Here is a 15,845-nt window from a genome sequence, read left to right as displayed (position 1 = left end):
GGCGTCCAGTTGATAGGCGCGGATGCGCAGATCGGTGTCCAGCCGCGCCTGGGTCAGCACGCCGGTCTGCGCGATGAGCACGGAGATGTAGTTGCCCATGCCGGCCCGGTAGCGCTTGACCGCTAGGTCATAGGCGGCGTCGATGGCTTCGCGGGCCTGGCGCTGCTGGGCTTTTTCCTGGTCCAGCAGGCGCAGTCCGTCGAGCGCGTCGGCCACCTGGTGCACGGCGTCCAGCACGGTCTGGTTGTAGTCCGATACCGCGAGGTCGGCGTCGGCGCGGCGACCCGCCAGGTTCGCGTTCAGTTCGCCGCCGTGGAAGATCGGCAGCGTGACGGCAGGGCCGAAGCCGGCCATGCGGGCATCCGCGCCCAGCAGATTGCCGGTGCCCATGGCCTGGAAGCCGACGAATGCCGCCAGGTTCACGTTGGGGTAGAACTCGGCGCGGGCGCTGTCGATGGCGTGGCGGGCGGCCTCGGCGCGCCATTTTGCGGCGGTGACGTCGGGGCGGTGGCCCAGCAGGTCCAGCGGCACATTGGCGGGTACGCCGCCGGCGGGGGCGGTCAGCGCCACCGGCTGCAAGGATTGTCCGCGTTGCGGACCGGCGCCGGCCAGGGCCGCCACCTGATTGCGCAACTGCGCCAGCGTGGTGTCGGTCTGGGTCAGTTCGACCTTGCCGGCGGCCAGCGACGATTCCGCCTGCTTGACCTCCACCTGGGTGTCGAGTCCGGCCGTGTAGCGGCCCTGGGTCAGCGACAGCACCTCGGCACGCTGAGCCAGCACGCGGTTGAGCACCTCGCGCTGGGCAAAGGCGTTTTGCAGGTTCAGGTAGGCGCGGACCACGGCGCCGGCCAGCAGATTGCGCGCCGCCTGGGCGTCGGCCGCGGCGGCGGCCTGCTGCGACACGGCCGCCTGCAGGCGCGAGCGGTTCTTGCCCCAGAAGTCCAGTTCATAGCTGAAGTCCAGGGCCAGCCGGTTATCGCTGACGACCGAACCACCCAGGGGCGCGGGATAGATGTAATCCTTCGACAGGTGCTCGCGGGTCAGCGTGTAGTTGGCGTCCACCCGGGGCAGCAGCGGCGCGCGTGCGATGCCGACGGCGGCGTTGGCCTTGGCCAGGCGGGCCTGCGCGGCGCTCATCGAAGGGTTGTTGGCCAAGCCCTCGTCCAGCAAGGCATTGAGCTGCGGGTCGCCGTAGCGCTGCCACCATCGGGTGTCAGGCCAGGCGGTGTCCTGGCTGGTCAGTCCCAGCTTGGCTCCGTCCAGCGTGGCCACGGGCTCGGAGCCGGATTCCATCAATGCGCAACCGCTCAGGGCCAGCACCAATACGGTAGTGAGAAGGCGTTTCATCCTGACTGTTTGCTGAAAGTAGTTGATTAATCTGTATTTGCCTAGGCAATTATTATGCCAAATAAAACCCCGGGAACCGGGGCATGCTGGAGCCGTTGTCAGCGCTCTGGAGGCGCTGAAGAGGCGGAGCCGTTGGCGATCATGCGGCGCAGGAAATGCTTCAACTGCGCGACTTCGTCGATGGAGAATCCGCGCAGATGGTGATTCAGCACCCGCGCGATATTGGGAGGGATCTCGCGCGCCTTGGCTTCGCCGACCTCGGTAAGTTCGATCTTGACGACGCGGCGGTCTTCCTGGCAGCGGTTGCGGCGCAGCAGGCCCTTGGCTTCCAGGCGGTCCAGTGCGCGGGTCATGGCGCCGGTGTCCATGCCGGTAAGCCGGGCCAGCTCCGCGGGCGTGTCGGCACGCCCCTGGAAAACCAGCAGAATGGGGCGCCATTGCATGGCGGTGAGTTCCAGCGGGGCCATTTCCTGATCCAGCATCCGGTTCAACGAATTGGAGACCAGTTTGATCAGGAAACCGGCGTTGTCTTCCATCACGCAGCGGGCGTCGCCGCGGTAATGGACAGGTGTATCGGACGAAGAGAGGGGAGGCGCGGCAGTCATATGTGCCAAATTTTACTGCCTAGTCAGTTATTGTCAAGGCTGTGTTTTGGCCGTCGTGTCGGGCTGTAGTGGCGCTGGCGCCTGCTTGCGCAGGCCCGACCAGACGATGGCGGCCACAATCAGGGCGGCGCCGGCCATCATGCGGGGCGTGGGCTCCTGGCTGAACAGGATCCAGGCGAAGCCGATGGCGTACACGGGTTCCAGCGCGATGACCAGCCCGGCGCTGCGCGCGTTCAGCCGCGTCAGGCTGGACACGAACAGATAGTGGGACAAGCCGGTGCAGAAGATGCCCAGCAGCGCCAGCCAGAACCAGTCCAAGGCAGGCAGCGCCGGCAGTTGGGACACGGCGAACGGCAGCATCACCAGCGCCACCACCAGGTTTTGCCAGCACGCTACCTGCATCGGGTCCATGCCCGAGGCTGAACGGCGGTTGCTCAAGGCCAGCAGCGCGAAGCTCAGCCCCGACAACAGGCCCCAGGCCAGGCCGATGGTGCCCTGGTCGGCCAGGTCGAACGACGGGGTCACCAGCACCAGGCCAGCGGTCACCAGGCCCAGCAGCAGCCATTCGGTCGGGCGGATGCGCTCACGGAACAGCAGCCCCTCGAACAAGGTGATGAACGCAGGGAAGCTGGCGAAGCCCAGCGTGGCGATGGCGATGCCGCCCACCTTCACGGCAATGAAGAACGTGACCCAGTGTCCCGCCAGCAGGCCGCCCGACACCACCAGCACGAACAGCTGCGCGGGCGTCAGGGCGCCCAGCAGCGGCTTGCGGCGCATGCGGGCGAACAGCCCCAGCGCGAGCACCGCGAAGACCGCCCGGCCCAGCGTGATCACGGCGGCGCTGGCCTGGATCAGTTCGCCGAATACGCCGGTCAGGCCGAATAGCACGGCGGCAACATGGATGTAGGTGAGAGCGCGGTGACGGGTCATGCGTGAGAAAAATATGGCCGGGAAAGCGTGGGCAAAGGCGTGCGGTGTTTTTGCACTGAACATAAAATCATCGCATGAATCGCCTTGCCAAGCTTTTGCCGTCCTTCCGTCCTTCCAGCCGCGCTGCCGGCTTCTTCCTGGCGACCCTGGGCGCGGTCCTGTTTTCGGCCAAGGCCATCGTGGTGAAGTTCACCTATCGCTACGGCATCGACGCGGTCACCCTCATCGCCTTCCGCATGCTGTTCGCCATGCCGTTTTTCGCGGCGGTGGCCTGGCATCAGTCGCGCCGCGCGGCGCGCGGCGAAATCCCGACCATGACCTGGAAGGAGCGCGCGCAGGTCTGCGTGCTGGGCCTGCTGGGCTACTACCTGTCCAGCTTCCTGGACTTTCTGGGGCTGCGCTACGTCACCGCCAGCCTGGAGCGCCTGATCCTGTTCCTCTCGCCTTCGCTGGTGGTGTTGCTGTCGGCGTTCTGGTTCAAGCGCCCGGTCGAGCGCCGCCAGTGGATGGCCATGGTGCTGTCCTACGCCGGGGTGGTGCTGGTGTTCGCCCACGACCTGTCCTTCGGCGGCGGCGAGGTGCTGTTAGGGTCTTTGTTCGTTTTCGGATCGGCCGCAAGCTATTCTGTGTACCTGATCTGTTCGGGGGAACTGGTCAAGCGCTTGGGCGCGACGCGTCTGGTGGCGTATGCCATGCTGGTGTCCTGCGTGGCCTGCATCATCCAGTTCTTTGTCGTGCATCCCCCGGCCATGCTGATCCAGCCTGCCGGGGTCTATGGTTATTCGGTGATCCACGCCACGCTGAATACGGTGGTGCCGGTGTTCATGCTGATGTGGGCGGTCGCGCTGATCGGCGCGCCCACCGCGTCGCTGCTGGGCATGATCGGGCCGGTGTCGGTGCTGTTTCTGGCATCGTGGTTCCTGCAAGAGCCCATCACGGTATGGCAGATGGCGGGGACCGCGTTGGTGCTGGCTGGGGTATTCGCGCTGATGGGGGGCGGGGCCGGCAGGCTTGCGTCGACCAGGCAGAGCGAGGCCCGGCCATCGCGTTGAATCTGGTGTTTCTTGTTCAGGGGCCGCAGACAGGCCCTCGTTAGCAATTTTTCCAATGAAAGGAGGCCAGCATGGCCAGCAATCTCGTCAAGGCAATTCGTATCGAGCAGCACGGTGGTCCTGAAGTCCTGAAGCTGGTCGAGGTGGAAGTGCCTCCGCCCGCCGCCAATGAAGTCACGATCGAGCAGCACGCCGCCGGTCTGAACTTCATCGATATCTATTTCCGCACGGGCTTGTATCCCCATCCGCTGCCCCACGGCCTGGGCTTTGAAGGCGCGGGCGTCGTGACCGCGGTTGGCGCTGAAGTCACGCATCTGAAGAAGGGCGACCGCGTCGCCTACGGCCAGAGCCCGATCGGCGCCTACGCCAAGGCGCGCAACGTGCCGGCCGCGCAGGTCGTCAAGGTGCCCAAGGGCATCGGTTTCGACGAAGCGGCGGCGCTGATGCTCAAGGGCCTGACCGTGCAGTACCTGTTCCGCCAGACCTACCGTTTGCAAGGCGGCGAGACCATTCTGTTCCACGCGGCCGCCGGCGGCGTGGGCCTGATCGCATGCCAATGGGCCAAGGCCCTGGGCGTGAAGCTGATCGGCACGGTCTCCAGCCCCGAGAAGGCGGAGCTGGCCCGCGCCAACGGCGCCTGGGAAACCATCGACTACTCGCGCGAGAACGTGGCCGAGCGCGTGCTCGAGCTGACCGGCGGCAAGAAGGTGCCGGTGGTCTATGACGGCGTGGGCAAGGACACTTGGGAAACCTCGCTGGACTGCATCGAGCCGCGCGGCCTGATGGTGAGCTTCGGCAACGCGTCCGGCCCGGTGTCGGGCGTCAACCTGGCGACGCTGAACCAGAAGGGCTGCCTGTACGTGACGCGCCCGTCGCTGGGCCTGCACGTGAACACGCTGGCCAAGCTGCAAGCCGCTTCCGAGGAACTGTTCGACCTGGTCCTGAAGAAGAAGATCAAGGTCCGCATTGACCAGCGCTATACGCTGGAGCAGGCCGGCGAGGCGCAGACCGCGCTGGCCGGACGCAAGACCACCGGCGCCACGGTGCTGATGCTGGACTGATCCGGAAACCGCGATGCGCTCCGGCCCGCAGGGGCTGTGGCGCCTGGCCCGGTACCGCGCTGCGCGCGTTGCCGGGCTTTTTCTTGCGCCGTGCCCTGGAAAAAACGCACCGCCGGGGGGCGCAAGCCCGGGCTGGCGGGCGCGCTGCCAGGGCTTTCCCGCTGCGCCGTGCGCAGAATGACAAATCGCCATGCACGGTCCGACAAGCCTTGCGGGAATGCCGTTGCTATCCTGGCTTCAACCATTTCGTTGGAGCTTCGAATGTCTTCAGCAAGCGCAATCGCCGCCGGCCACGCCGGTTCTGACCGCCCGGAACTGGCCGCCATCCGGGAAGCCATGCTCATCGATGGCAAGCCGGTGCGCGTGGGGCAAGGCGCGCCCATCGCGGTCCATGATCCGGCCACGGGCGAAGTCATCGCCCATCAACCCGACGCTGGACCGCTGCAGGTGGATCTGGCCGTACAGGCCGCCAGGCGCGCCTTCGAGTCCGGTCCCTGGCGCGACATGCTGCCTGCCGGGCGCGAGCGCCTGTTGCTGAAACTGGCCGACCTGGTCGAGCTGTACGGCACGGAACTGGCCCGCCTGGAAACCCTGAACAACGGCAAGCTGCTGGGCGTCGCGCAGGGCCTGGAAGTCGGCTCGGGCGCGCAGTGGCTGCGCTACATGGCGGGTTGGGCGACCAAGATCACGGGCGACACGCTGTCGCTGTCCATACCGTTTCCTCCCGGCGTCCGCTACAGCGCCTACACCCTGCCGCAGGCCGTGGGCGTGGTGGCGGCGATCATCCCGTGGAATTTCCCGCTGCTGATGGCGATCTGGAAGATCGCTCCCGCCCTGGCCGCGGGCTGCACCGTGGTGCTCAAGCCGGCCGAGGAAACGCCGCTGACGGCATTGCGCCTGGCCGAGCTGGTGCTGGAAGCAGGCTTCCCGCCCGGCGTCGTCAACGTCGTGACCGGGCGGGGCGAGACCGCTGGCGCCGCGCTGGTCGCGCATCCCGGCGTGGACAAGATCGCGTTCACGGGCTCGACCGAAGTTGGCAAGCTGATCGGACGCGCCGCGATGGACGACATGAAGCGGGTTTCGCTGGAACTGGGCGGAAAATCCCCGGTGATCGTGTTGGACGATTGCGACGTCGACCGCGCCGTGCAGGGAGCCGCAGCCGCCATTTTCTTCAACCAGGGGCAGGTTTGCACGGCGGGCTCGCGCCTGTATGTGCAAAAGAACCTGTATCCCAAGGTCGTCGAGGGACTGGCCGATCTGGCCGCCGGCATGAGACTCGGGTCCGGATTCGACCCCGCCACGCAGGTCGGCCCGCTGGTGTCGGCCCGTCACCAGAAGCGCGTCATGGATTACATCGATATCGGACGCAACGAAGGCGGACGCGTCCTGGCGGGAGGGGAGCGCGGAACCGGCTCGGGCTACTTCGTGCAGCCCACTGTTTTTGCGGACGTGCCGTCGGGCGCGCGCATCGCCTGCGAGGAAATCTTCGGCCCTGTCGTGGTGGCGCAGCCTTTCGACACCCTGGACGATGCGGTGCGGCTGGCCAACGACAGCGCCTACGGCCTGGGCGCCAGCCTCTGGAGCAACGATCTCTCCCGCGTGCAAAGCCTGATCCCGCGCATCAATGCCGGCACCGTCTGGGTCAACACGCACAACATGCTGGATCCCAACATGCCTTTCGGCGGATTCAAGCAATCCGGCATCGGCCGCGAGCACGGCCGCGCCGTGTTGGAGATGTACCTGGAACGGAAGTCCGTTTGCATCGCTTACTAGAACGGTGATCGCGCGGCCCAAGCCGGGAAATACCGGTGGCCGCGCCTTCGCGACACCAAGGGGAAGACATGGCAGGCAGGACAAGGAGCCGGGCCCACAGGCGGGCGGCGCTGCTGCTCGCGTGCGCGGCAGCGTCGCAGGCAGCATGGGCGGGAGACCCCAGCGCGCGCGACTGGATACCCGCGCCAGTGGGCACCAACATCATCGCCGGGTACATGGCCGGGCTGAGGTCTTCGGGCTTGTATGCCGAAGGCTCGCGCGTGGACGGCGGGTCGGTCGACGTCAACACGCTGGTCTATCGCCAGATGCACTATCGCGACTTCTACGGCAAGACAGTGCAGCTGGAATTCATCGTGCCGATGATCCGGACCTCGCAGGACCTGCCCGGCATGGCGGGCGACCACCAGACCGGCATCGGCGACGTGACGCTCGGTTCGGCGATCTGGTTCTACAACAATGAGCAGACCCGGACCTGGTTCGCTTGGGAGCCGTTCGTCGTGGCGCCCGTGGGCCGCTACGACGGTTCGCGCCCCGATGTGTCGCCGGGTAAGAACCGCTGGTCCACCGTCCAGGATTTCTCCTTCGTGCAGGGCTTTGGCGAATCCACGTATCTGGAAGCCATCGCGGAAGTGGAGATCTACGGCCGCAATACCGATTGGCATGGGCAGACACTGAAGAAGGATCCCTCGTTCCGCTTTTTCGCGCTGGCCTCGACCAACCTGACGCCGGACACTTACACCGGCATCCGCTACCGCTACGAGACGGGCGGCAAGGAAACCTCGTCCGGCGAGACCGTCGCCACGCGCGCGCGCAATCACCAGCTGGCCGTCGAACTGACGCATCAGATCAACGACGCCAACCAGATTCAGATGCAGTACATCCACGACCTGAAGGTCGAGAACGGACCGCGGATGCGTGGCGTGCAGTTGCGCTACGTCTATGCGTTCTAGAGGAGCCGGATCATGAGACCAGGAGAATATCGATGAACGCGCCTAGCGCCAGATCATGTGCATCACGGGCCGGACGGTGGGCGCTGTGCGCCGCTCTGGCGGCGTCGGCGGGCCTGGCCCGGGCGGACCTGCCCGTGGAAGAACTGAAGGGCGGCACCCGCCTGCCGCCGGCCACGCCGCACCGGCTGTACGTGATGGACGCCGTCTTCAACCACCTGGTCGACAGCCGGGTCAACATCTATGACGGCGACACCCTGAAGTTCCTGGGCCTGGTGCCTACGTCGTTCAACGGCCACATGACCGTGTCCGCGGACGGCAAGGACATCTACGTCATGACGACTTACTACGAGCGCTTGAACCGCGGCAAGCGCACGGACGTGGTGGAGGCCTGGGACGCCGAAGCGCTCACGCCCAGGTACGAGGTGTCGATTCCGCAGAAGCGCGCGCAGGCGCTGAACTACCGGAACTATCTGCAGCAGAGCACGGACGGGGAACTGCTGTTCGTGCAGAACGCCACGCCCGCGTCCTCGGTCACGGTGGTGAATCTGAAGACGCGCCAGTTCGCTGATGAGGTGACCGTGGCCGCGGGTTGCTGGAGCATCATCGTGTTGCCTTCGCGCCCGCGCAGCTTCGCCAGCATCTGCGGCGACGGCGCGCTGCTGACCGTGGACCTGGACCAGGCCGGCAAGCCGGCGGGCCAGCAGCGCAGCCAGCCCATGTTCGATCCGGAGAAGGACCCCATCTTCACGCACACGGAAAATCTGGGCGATACCTACTACTTCGTCTCCTACAACGGCAATGTCTACAGTGCCGACTTCAGTGGCAAGAATGCCGTGTTCGGCAAGTCCTGGTCTTTGCTGGACGCATCGGGCAAGGATCAGGGCTGGCGCCCTGGCGGCTACAACCTGTTGGCCATCAACAAGGCCGCCAAGCGGCTGTACGTGGGCATGCATCCGAACGGGGCCGAGGGTTCGCACAAGACGCCGGCCGCCGAGATCTGGGTCTACGACCTGGCCACGCACAAGAGGGTAGCGCGGGTGCCGGGCCAGAATGCCTTGTCGATGTCGGTCTCGCAGGACGACCAGCCGCGCCTGTACACGATCGATGGCGGCAACGTGAACGTCTATGACGCCGCGCCCGCCGCGCCGGTCCTCAAGGGTACGATCCAGGCCGCCGGCGAAACCGCGCTGCAGATCGAACCGCAACCGCGAGGTGCGCGATGAACGATCCCGTGCTGCTGTATGCCGCGAGCGCGGCGCTGGCCTGCGTGCTGCTCCTGGGAGCGCTGGAAAAGCTGAAGGACATGGCGGGCTTCGCCACCATCGTGTCGGCCTACCGGATCTTGCCTGCGGGCTGGAGCGGCGCATTTGCCTGGGCCTATGCGTTGAGCGAGGCGCTGGCCGGAGCCCTGCTGCTTGCGCCGCCCTGGCAGGCGGCGGGCGCGCAGTTGGCGCTGCTGGTGCTGGCGGCGGCCACTCTGGCGCTGGCCTTCAACCTGCTGCGCGGCCACCGCGACATCGATTGCGGTTGCGGCGGTCCCGCGTCCAGTGGGCCGGGGCGAGGCGCGCAGCGGGGAGGGCTGTCGTGGTGGCTGGTGCTGCGCAACGCCGCGCTGGCGCTATGGACCGCGCCAGCCCTCATCGCCGTGGCGGGCCAGTCCCGCGGCCTGCTGTGGACCGATTCCGCAGCCGTTTTTGGCCTGGCCACCGCCGCCGTGGGCCTGTACTTCACCGCCAACCACCTGTTGGCCTCACACCTCAAGTTGCGCAATCTTTGAAGGAATTCACATGGATGCCTTGATCATTTCCAATTTCCTGCTGTGGGGCGTGGTGCTCTGCCTGGTGCTCGTCATCCTGGCCTTGTCCAGACAAATCGGCGTGCTGTACGAGCGCGTGGCGCCGATGGGGGCGCTGACGATGGACAAGGGCCCGGGCGTGGGTGAGGCTGCGCCGCGCTTCGAACTGTCGGATCTGTTGGGCCGCCGCATCGTCGTGGGCGAACGCGGCCAGCACAGCCAACTGTTGTTCTTTCTTTCCCCGACCTGCCCGGTCTGCAAGAAGCTGCTGCCCATCCTGAAGTCGGTGGCCAGCACGGAAAGCGCGTGGCTGCGCATCGTCCTGGCCAGCGACGGCGAAATGCCCGAGCATCTGGCGTTCTACAAACAGGCGGGACTGGAACGGTTTCCGTACCTGCTGTCGACCGAACTGGGCATGAAGTTCCAGATCAGCAAGCTGCCTTATGCCGTGCTGATCGATGAAACCGGAACCCTGCGCGCCAAGGGCTTGATCAACTCGCGCGAACAGCTGGAAAGCCTGTTCACGGCGAAGGAGCTGGGCGTGGCGTCGGTGCAGGAGTTCCTGGCCGCCGGCACGCTGGAAGAAACCCGGATTTCCCGCAAGGAGAGCGGCAATGCACTGGCTGGATAAATTCGCAGAGCGCGCCACGCGCTCGGTCGCGCACACCACTTCCCGGCGCAGCGTGCTCAACCGCATCGGCCGAGCGCTGGTAGGAACGGCTTTCCTCATGCCGGTGCTGCCGGTGGCGCGTTCCGCGCCCGCGGATCCCAAGAAGCCGCAGATGGATGACACGGCGTGCGATTACTGGCGCTATTGCGCGGTGGACGGCTTTCTGTGTTCATGCTGCGGCGGCAGCATGACGTCCTGCCCGCCCGGCACCTCGCCCTCGGCGGTATCGTGGGTCGGCACCTGCCACAATCCGCTGGACGGCAAGGACTACCTGATCAGCTATAACGACTGCTGCGGCAAAGCCGCTTGCGGCAAATGCATGTGCGCATCCGCCGAGCGCGAGCGGCCGGGCTATCAGATGTTCCTGCACAACGATGTGAACTGGTGCATGTCAAACGAATCCTCCATCTTCCATTGCACCACGTCCGTGATCGTGGGCCTGGCCAAGCCCAAGCCGAAATCATGAATCCGGCGCAACGACCGCCGCAGCAGGGGTGGCGCTGGCTCTGTGCCGCCGCCGTCCTGCTCTGCGCGGGCCCGGCCGTTGCGCAGCATACGGCGGCCGATGCCGCGGCGGCCGGTGCCGCGTCCGACCGGTTGCGCCAGGCCGTTCGTGCCGACTATGTGCTGCAGTGCGCGGGCTGCCATCGGGTGGACGGGCGCGGGAGCGGCCGCCATGGCATTCCCGACTTCCGCAATTCCGTGGGTTCGTTCGTGCATTTGCCGCAAGGCCGGGAGTATCTGGTGCGCGTGCCGGGGGCGGCGCAATCGCAACTGAACAATGCCGAGCTCGCGGCCGTGCTGAATTGGATCGTGGAGGAATTCAGTCCCGCGCAATTGCCGGAGAACTTCCGTCCCTACACCGAACAGGAGGTGGCGCAGGTGCGTCCGCGCCGTTACGAGGACGTGGTGCCGGTGCGCCACGGATTGGCGCAGGCCTTGGCGGGACTGGGCTTGCCTTTGGCCGATTATTCCTATGGCAGCGACAGAAAACCCTAGCGGGCCTGAAATTTAGGGGTTGTCACCGATACTCCCTCGCGCCGGCCGGTGCTAGAAAGAGGCAGCATTTCATTCAACGCTGTAGCTGTGCTGTCGGGCTTGCCGCCCAGGCAGAAAGGCTCGGAGCCGCCATGTCCCCATCCCTTTTGCGCAGCGAGCCCAGGCATTTCCTGGACTGCGCAAGCTGGCAGGAAAATGTCAGCGATACCTTCGTTCCCCTGGAAGTCTCCGCGGTGTTTCCGGCCCGTTTCCGCAACAGCGTGGCGGTGGACTCGCTGGGCTGGATGCAGGTTTGCGAAATGCGCAGCAGCGCCCAACGCGTACGCCGCAGCAAGCTGCTGGCCGATCGTTCCGAGACGCCAGGATACAAGGTGACGCTGCAGCTCGCGGGCCGCAGCGAAATCCGCCAGTCGGGACGCAGCGCCTTGCTGGTGCCGGGCGAATGGAGCATCTACGACACCACCCGGCCGTACGAGGTCGAAGTCGACGATGGCGCGCACTTCCTGGTGATGCAGGTGCCCGGCAAGCATTTCGACGCCTGGCAGTCGTTCATGCAGAATGCCGTGGCGCGCAGCTTCAGTGCCCGCCAGGGTTGCGGGCGCATGGCGATGGATCTGCTGCGCGTAGCGCTGACCGAGCACGCGCACCTGTCCGAAAGCGCCTCGCGCGATGCCGCCAACGCGGTGCTGCAGATGATGGGGTTGGACATCAGCGAGCGGGCAGGGGGGCAAGCCGAACACGACCAGGCCGAACTGCGGCAGGCGCAATTGCGCCGGGTGCAGCAGCACATACTTGAAAACCTGCATGATCCGGCGCTGTCGCCGGCAGCCGCAGCCGCGGCCTTCCGGATGTCGCGCCGCTACCTCTACAACCTGTTCGCGCAGGCTTCCACGACTCCGGCCGACTTCATCCTCAGCGCGCGGCTGGAGCGTTGCCGCGATACGCTGCGCGACCCCGCCCAGGCGGCGCGGCCGATAGGCGACATCGCCTACAGATTCGGGTTCTCAGATGCGGCGCGTTTCAGCCACGCGTTCCGCAAGCGTTTCGGCGCGTCGCCGTCGGAGTACCGGCGCCATGGGCACACGGCTTGATCAGAGCTGTTCCTCGTTGATCAGGTCTTCCTTGCCGTAGAACTTCACGCCGATGTGGATGCGTTCGCGGCCCTGCGAGCGGCGGTGGCGGTTGGTGTCGCGCAGCGAATAGACGCAGCCGCAGTATTCCTGCTGGTAGAAGTTCTCGCGCTTGCTGATTTCGATCATGCGGGCGGAACCGCCGCCCTTGCGCCAGTTGTAGGTCCAGTAGACCAGGTCGTCGTAGCGCGCCGCGGCGCGTTCGCCGCAGCCGTTGATCTGGTTCATGTCCTTCCAGCGCGAGATGCCCAGCGAGCTGGTGATGGTGTCGAAACCATGCTCGTGCGCGTAGAGCGCGGTGCGTTCGAAGCGCATGTCGAAGCAGGCCGTGCAGCGCTCGCCGCGTTCGGGGGCGTCTTCCATGCCCTTGATGCGGTCGAACCAGTTGTCCATGTCGTAGTCGGCGTCGATGAATTCGATGCCGTGCTGCTCGGCGAAGCGGATGTTTTCCTGCTTGCGGATTTCGTACTCTTTGACCGGATGGATGTTCGGGTTGTAGAAGTAGATGGCGTAGTCGATGCCCGAGGCGGTCATCGCTTCCATGACTTCGCCGGAACAGGGCGCGCAGCAGGAGTGCATCAGCACTTTGCTGCGGCCGGCGGGCAGGTCGAGTTTGGGGCGCACGAGTTCAGACATGGCTTGCGAGCAACAAATAAGGCGGAAAACTCCTTATTTTACGCTGAGTTGCCGCAAACTGGCGATGCTCTGTCCCCCCAACGTGTTCAGCCCAGCACCGCCGTCCAGAGTTCGCGCACGGCGGCGCGTTCTTCCTGTAGCTGATCCTGCGGGACACGCGCCTTTTCCACACCCTGCAGGCGCATCTGGTGCTGGGCCCGGCGCAGCGTGCGGTAGGCGTCGCCGGCGCGGGCCGCCAGTTCAGGCGAAATCAGCCCCGCTTCGCCCGACAGGCGCAGCAACGCAATATTGCCCAGATTGCGCACCAGCACCGGATGGGTGCCCGAGTGGCACAGCACCAGGTACTGCGTGACGAATTCCACGTCCACCATGCCGCCGCGGTCATGCTTCAGGTCGAACAGCGGGCCGGTGTTGGGGTGGCCCGCGTTGATTTTCTCGCGCATCGCCAGCACTTCCTCGCGCAGCTTGGCGGCGTCGCGCGGCAGCACCAGGATGTCTTCGCGGATCTGCTCGAAGCGGGCGCCGACGCTGGCGTCGCCCGAAGCGTAGCGGGCGCGGGTCAGCGCCTGATGCTCCCAGGCCCAGGCGTGCTTGTGCTGGTACTGCTCGAATGCTTCCACCGACACCGCCAGCAGGCCGGCGTCGCCGTCCGGCCGCAGGCGCAGGTCGACTTCGTACAGCCGGCCGGAGGACGTCATGGTCGAGAGCCAGGAGGTCATGCGCCGGCCGAGCTTGGCGTAGACCTCGGCGGCGTCCTCGCGCGGGTCGTCGAACAGGAACACCAGGTCCAGGTCCGAGGCGTAGCCCAGTTCCTTGCCGCCCAGCTTGCCGTAGGCGATGACGGCGAAGCGCGGCTCGGCGCCCTCGGCCTTGTTGACCAGCGGCCAGGTGCGGCGGATGGTTTCGGTCAGCAGCAGATCGGCCAGCGCGGAGAGCTGGTCGGCCAGTTTCTCCACGGTGAGTTCGCCTTCCAGGTCCTGCGCCAGCAACTGGAAACTGGCCTGGCGCTGCATGTCGCGCATCAGGTTCATCTGGCGCTCGATGTCCGGATCGCCGTCGGGCAGCCGGCAAGCGTCCAGGTCCGCGCTCAGTTGGCGCGCGATCTGGGCGAAGTCCAGCGGCTCGAACAGGGTGCGCCAGTCGATCAGGCTGTCCAGCAGCAAGGGGTGCTGGGTCAAGTATTGCGCGGCCCAGGGGCTGGCGGCGACCATGCGCGCCACGCGCGCCAGGGTGTCGGGGTACTCGGCCAGCAGCGCCAGGTAGGCGCTGCGCTGAGCGATCTTTTCGATCAGGTCAAACAGGCGCACCGTGGCCTGCAGCGGCGCCGGCGTTCGCAGGGCGGCACGCAGCGCAGCCGGTAGCAAGGCGTCCATGCGCTTGCGGCTGCTCTCGGGCAGGCTGCGCACGCGGTGGCTGCCCAGCAGCGTTTCGGTACGGCGCAACAGGTCTTGCGCGTCGTCGCCGAAGGCCTGGCTGATCTGTTCGGCCAGTTCGCAGCTGCTGTCGGGTTCGTCCGGGCCGGACCCGGGGTCGGCGGTGCCGGGCGCGGGCGCCGGCACTTCGGCGTCGCCCATGCCCACCAGGCGGAACACGTTGCGGAAGGTTTGCGAGACGAATTGCCGGTGCCCGGTCAGCGTGCTTTCGAAGTCCTCGGGGCTCATGCCCAGGGCCGCGGCCAGGGCGCCGCGCAGTTCGGGGTCGCCCGGCAGCAGATGGGTCTGGGCGTCCTCGCGGTATTGCAGGGCATGTTCGGTACGGCGCAGGTAGCGGTAGGCCTCTTCGAGCCGGCGCGCATCGTCCTCGGGCACCAGGCCGGCGCCGCTTTCCGCATGCAGCGCTTCCAGCAGGCCGCGCTTTTGCAGCGCGGGCATGCGGCCGCCGCGGATCAGTTGCGCCAACTGCACCACGAATTCGATTTCGCGAATGCCGCCATCGCCCAGCTTGATATTGTTGGCGCTGTCGATGCCGTTGCGCGCGCTGGCGCGCCGCTGCCAGTCCTGGCGGATGCGTTCGCGCAGGGCGCGCAGGGCCGAGAGCGCGTCGAAATCGAAATACTTGCGGTAGACGAAGGGCACGCGCAGGCTTTCCAGCTGACGCGCCTGGGCGGCGCTGTCGCTGCCTTCGAAGGCCTGGGCCGGTATCAGGCGCGCCTTGAGCCAGGCGTAGCGTTCCCATTCCCGGCCCTGGCCGATCAGGTAATGCTCCAGCGCGTCCAGGCTCCAGGCCAGGGGACCGGCGTCGCCGTCGGGGCGCAGCCGCAGGTCGGTGCGGAACACCTGGCCGTTGGCGTCCACTTCCGACAACACGGGCATCATGCGCCGCGTCAGGCGGCCGTAGAACTCGTGATGGCTGATGCGGCGCGGGCCGTCGGTTTCGCCTTCTTCGCCGTACAGCATGATCAGGTCGATGTCGGACGAAACATTCAGTTCGCAGCCGCCCAGCTTGCCCATGCCCACGATCAGCATTTCCTGCGGCTTGCCGGTAGCCGGATCCCGCGGCACGCCATGCACCGCGGCGAGATCCGCCGCCACGCTGCGATAGGCCGCGGCCACGGCGGTGTCGGCCAGCGTGGTCATGGCGCCGACGACTTCCTCCAGATCGGCCTGGCCGGTCAGGTCGCGCACGATGAGCGTGTTGAAGACCCGCTCGCGCAGCTTGCGCAGCACCATGCGGCAGACATCGACCGGCAGCACGCCGCCTGCCTGCGGTCCGGCCAGCTCGGCTTGCCAGCGCGCGATCTGCGCGGGCGTCACGGGTTCGCGCACGGCATCGTTCAGCCAGGCGGCCAGATCCGGGTGGGCATCCAGCCGGCGGCGCAGATGGCCAGACCAGGCGAGGGCGGGGGCAAGTGTGGGGGCGGGCGTGGACATGGCGAAAGGGGCGGCAGAATAGGCGCG

At 66.4% G+C, this 15,845-nt stretch carries 15 protein-coding genes; 10 read left to right on the top strand and 5 right to left on the bottom strand.

The features are described 5' to 3' along the window. The 3 genes from IPU70_RS24705 to IPU70_RS24695 form a co-directional block, all read right to left on the bottom strand. The coding region (locus tag IPU70_RS24705) for an efflux transporter outer membrane subunit (protein WP_207471353.1) at window positions 1–1,347 on the bottom strand (1,347 nt) is incomplete at its 3' end. 98 nt (window positions 1,348–1,445) lie between these two features. After that, window positions 1,446–1,952: a MarR family winged helix-turn-helix transcriptional regulator gene (locus tag IPU70_RS24700; RefSeq protein ID WP_207471369.1), complete on the bottom strand. Its 507-nt coding sequence runs from the start codon at window positions 1,950–1,952 to the stop codon at window positions 1,446–1,448. A 33-nt stretch (window positions 1,953–1,985) separates the two neighbouring features. Next, the gene (locus tag IPU70_RS24695; RefSeq protein WP_207471351.1) at window positions 1,986–2,882 is read right to left on the bottom strand and encodes a DMT family transporter; all 897 of its coding nucleotides are present in this window, start codon (window positions 2,880–2,882) and stop codon (window positions 1,986–1,988) included. A gap of 74 nt (window positions 2,883–2,956) precedes the next feature. On the opposite strand from IPU70_RS24695, the gene IPU70_RS24690 reads away from it, so the two are divergent. The 10 genes from IPU70_RS24690 to IPU70_RS24645 all read left to right on the top strand — a co-directional run bounded on the left by IPU70_RS24690 (window position 2,957) and on the right by IPU70_RS24645 (window position 12,273). Further along, a complete protein-coding gene (locus IPU70_RS24690) occupies window positions 2,957–3,934 on the top strand; it encodes a DMT family transporter (RefSeq protein WP_207471350.1) in 978 nt (325 codons plus the stop codon). 71 nt (window positions 3,935–4,005) lie between these two features. Beyond that, window positions 4,006–4,995 carry a quinone oxidoreductase gene (locus IPU70_RS24685; RefSeq protein ID WP_013392775.1) on the top strand — a complete coding sequence of 330 codons (990 nt, stop codon included), beginning with the start codon at window positions 4,006–4,008 and terminating at the stop codon, window positions 4,993–4,995. Between the two features lie 261 nt (window positions 4,996–5,256). Continuing rightward, window positions 5,257–6,768, top strand: coding sequence for a phenylacetaldehyde dehydrogenase StyD (styD, locus tag IPU70_RS24680; RefSeq protein ID WP_207471348.1), 1,512 nt, complete (start codon window positions 5,257–5,259; stop codon window positions 6,766–6,768). A 68-nt stretch (window positions 6,769–6,836) separates the two neighbouring features. Then, the gene (locus IPU70_RS24675) at window positions 6,837–7,718 is read left to right on the top strand and encodes a transporter (protein ID WP_013392777.1); all 882 of its coding nucleotides are present in this window, start codon (window positions 6,837–6,839) and stop codon (window positions 7,716–7,718) included. Between the two features lie 32 nt (window positions 7,719–7,750). Beyond that, the gene (locus IPU70_RS24670; RefSeq protein ID WP_207471347.1) at window positions 7,751–8,941 is read left to right on the top strand and encodes an amine dehydrogenase large subunit; all 1,191 of its coding nucleotides are present in this window, start codon (window positions 7,751–7,753) and stop codon (window positions 8,939–8,941) included. After that, window positions 8,938–9,495 (top strand): MauE/DoxX family redox-associated membrane protein, encoded by a 558-nt coding sequence (locus IPU70_RS24665; protein ID WP_207471345.1) that lies wholly within the window; start codon window positions 8,938–8,940, stop codon window positions 9,493–9,495. Before IPU70_RS24670 ends, IPU70_RS24665 begins: the two co-directional genes overlap by 4 nt. Window positions 9,496–9,505: 10 nt before the next feature. Then, entirely contained in the window at window positions 9,506–10,144 is a 639-nt protein-coding gene (gene mauD / locus IPU70_RS24660; RefSeq protein ID WP_013392780.1) for a methylamine dehydrogenase accessory protein MauD, read from the top strand. After that, window positions 10,128–10,649 carry a methylamine dehydrogenase light chain gene (locus tag IPU70_RS24655; RefSeq protein ID WP_013392781.1) on the top strand — a complete coding sequence of 174 codons (522 nt, stop codon included), beginning with the start codon at window positions 10,128–10,130 and terminating at the stop codon, window positions 10,647–10,649. Before mauD ends, IPU70_RS24655 begins: the two co-directional genes overlap by 17 nt. After that, window positions 10,646–11,182, top strand: a complete 537-nt coding sequence (locus tag IPU70_RS24650) for a cytochrome C (RefSeq protein ID WP_207471340.1) — start codon at window positions 10,646–10,648, stop codon at window positions 11,180–11,182. The genes IPU70_RS24655 and IPU70_RS24650 overlap by 4 nt, the downstream gene beginning before the upstream one ends. 131 nt (window positions 11,183–11,313) lie before the next feature. Continuing rightward, window positions 11,314–12,273, top strand: coding sequence for a helix-turn-helix domain-containing protein (locus IPU70_RS24645; RefSeq protein ID WP_013392783.1), 960 nt, complete (start codon window positions 11,314–11,316; stop codon window positions 12,271–12,273). Here the strand turns inward: IPU70_RS24645 and IPU70_RS24640 are convergent, their stop codons facing one another. Further along, the gene (locus IPU70_RS24640) at window positions 12,274–12,948 is read right to left on the bottom strand and encodes an epoxyqueuosine reductase QueH (RefSeq protein ID WP_207471336.1); all 675 of its coding nucleotides are present in this window, start codon (window positions 12,946–12,948) and stop codon (window positions 12,274–12,276) included. An 86-nt stretch (window positions 12,949–13,034) separates the two neighbouring features. Next, complete coding sequence (gene glnE / locus IPU70_RS24635) at window positions 13,035–15,818, bottom strand: bifunctional [glutamate--ammonia ligase]-adenylyl-L-tyrosine phosphorylase/[glutamate--ammonia-ligase] adenylyltransferase (protein WP_207471334.1); 2,784 nt, start codon at window positions 15,816–15,818, stop codon at window positions 13,035–13,037. Between the last annotated feature and the right edge of the window lie 27 nt (window positions 15,819–15,845).

The sequence above is a fragment of the Achromobacter sp. SD115 genome (assembly GCF_017355315.1).
In the GTDB taxonomy this organism is placed as follows: Bacteria; Pseudomonadota; Gammaproteobacteria; order Burkholderiales; family Burkholderiaceae_B; genus Achromobacter; species Achromobacter xylosoxidans_B.
Note: the sequence above shows the minus strand (reverse complement) of the source record. Positions and strands in the feature narration are given on the sequence as shown.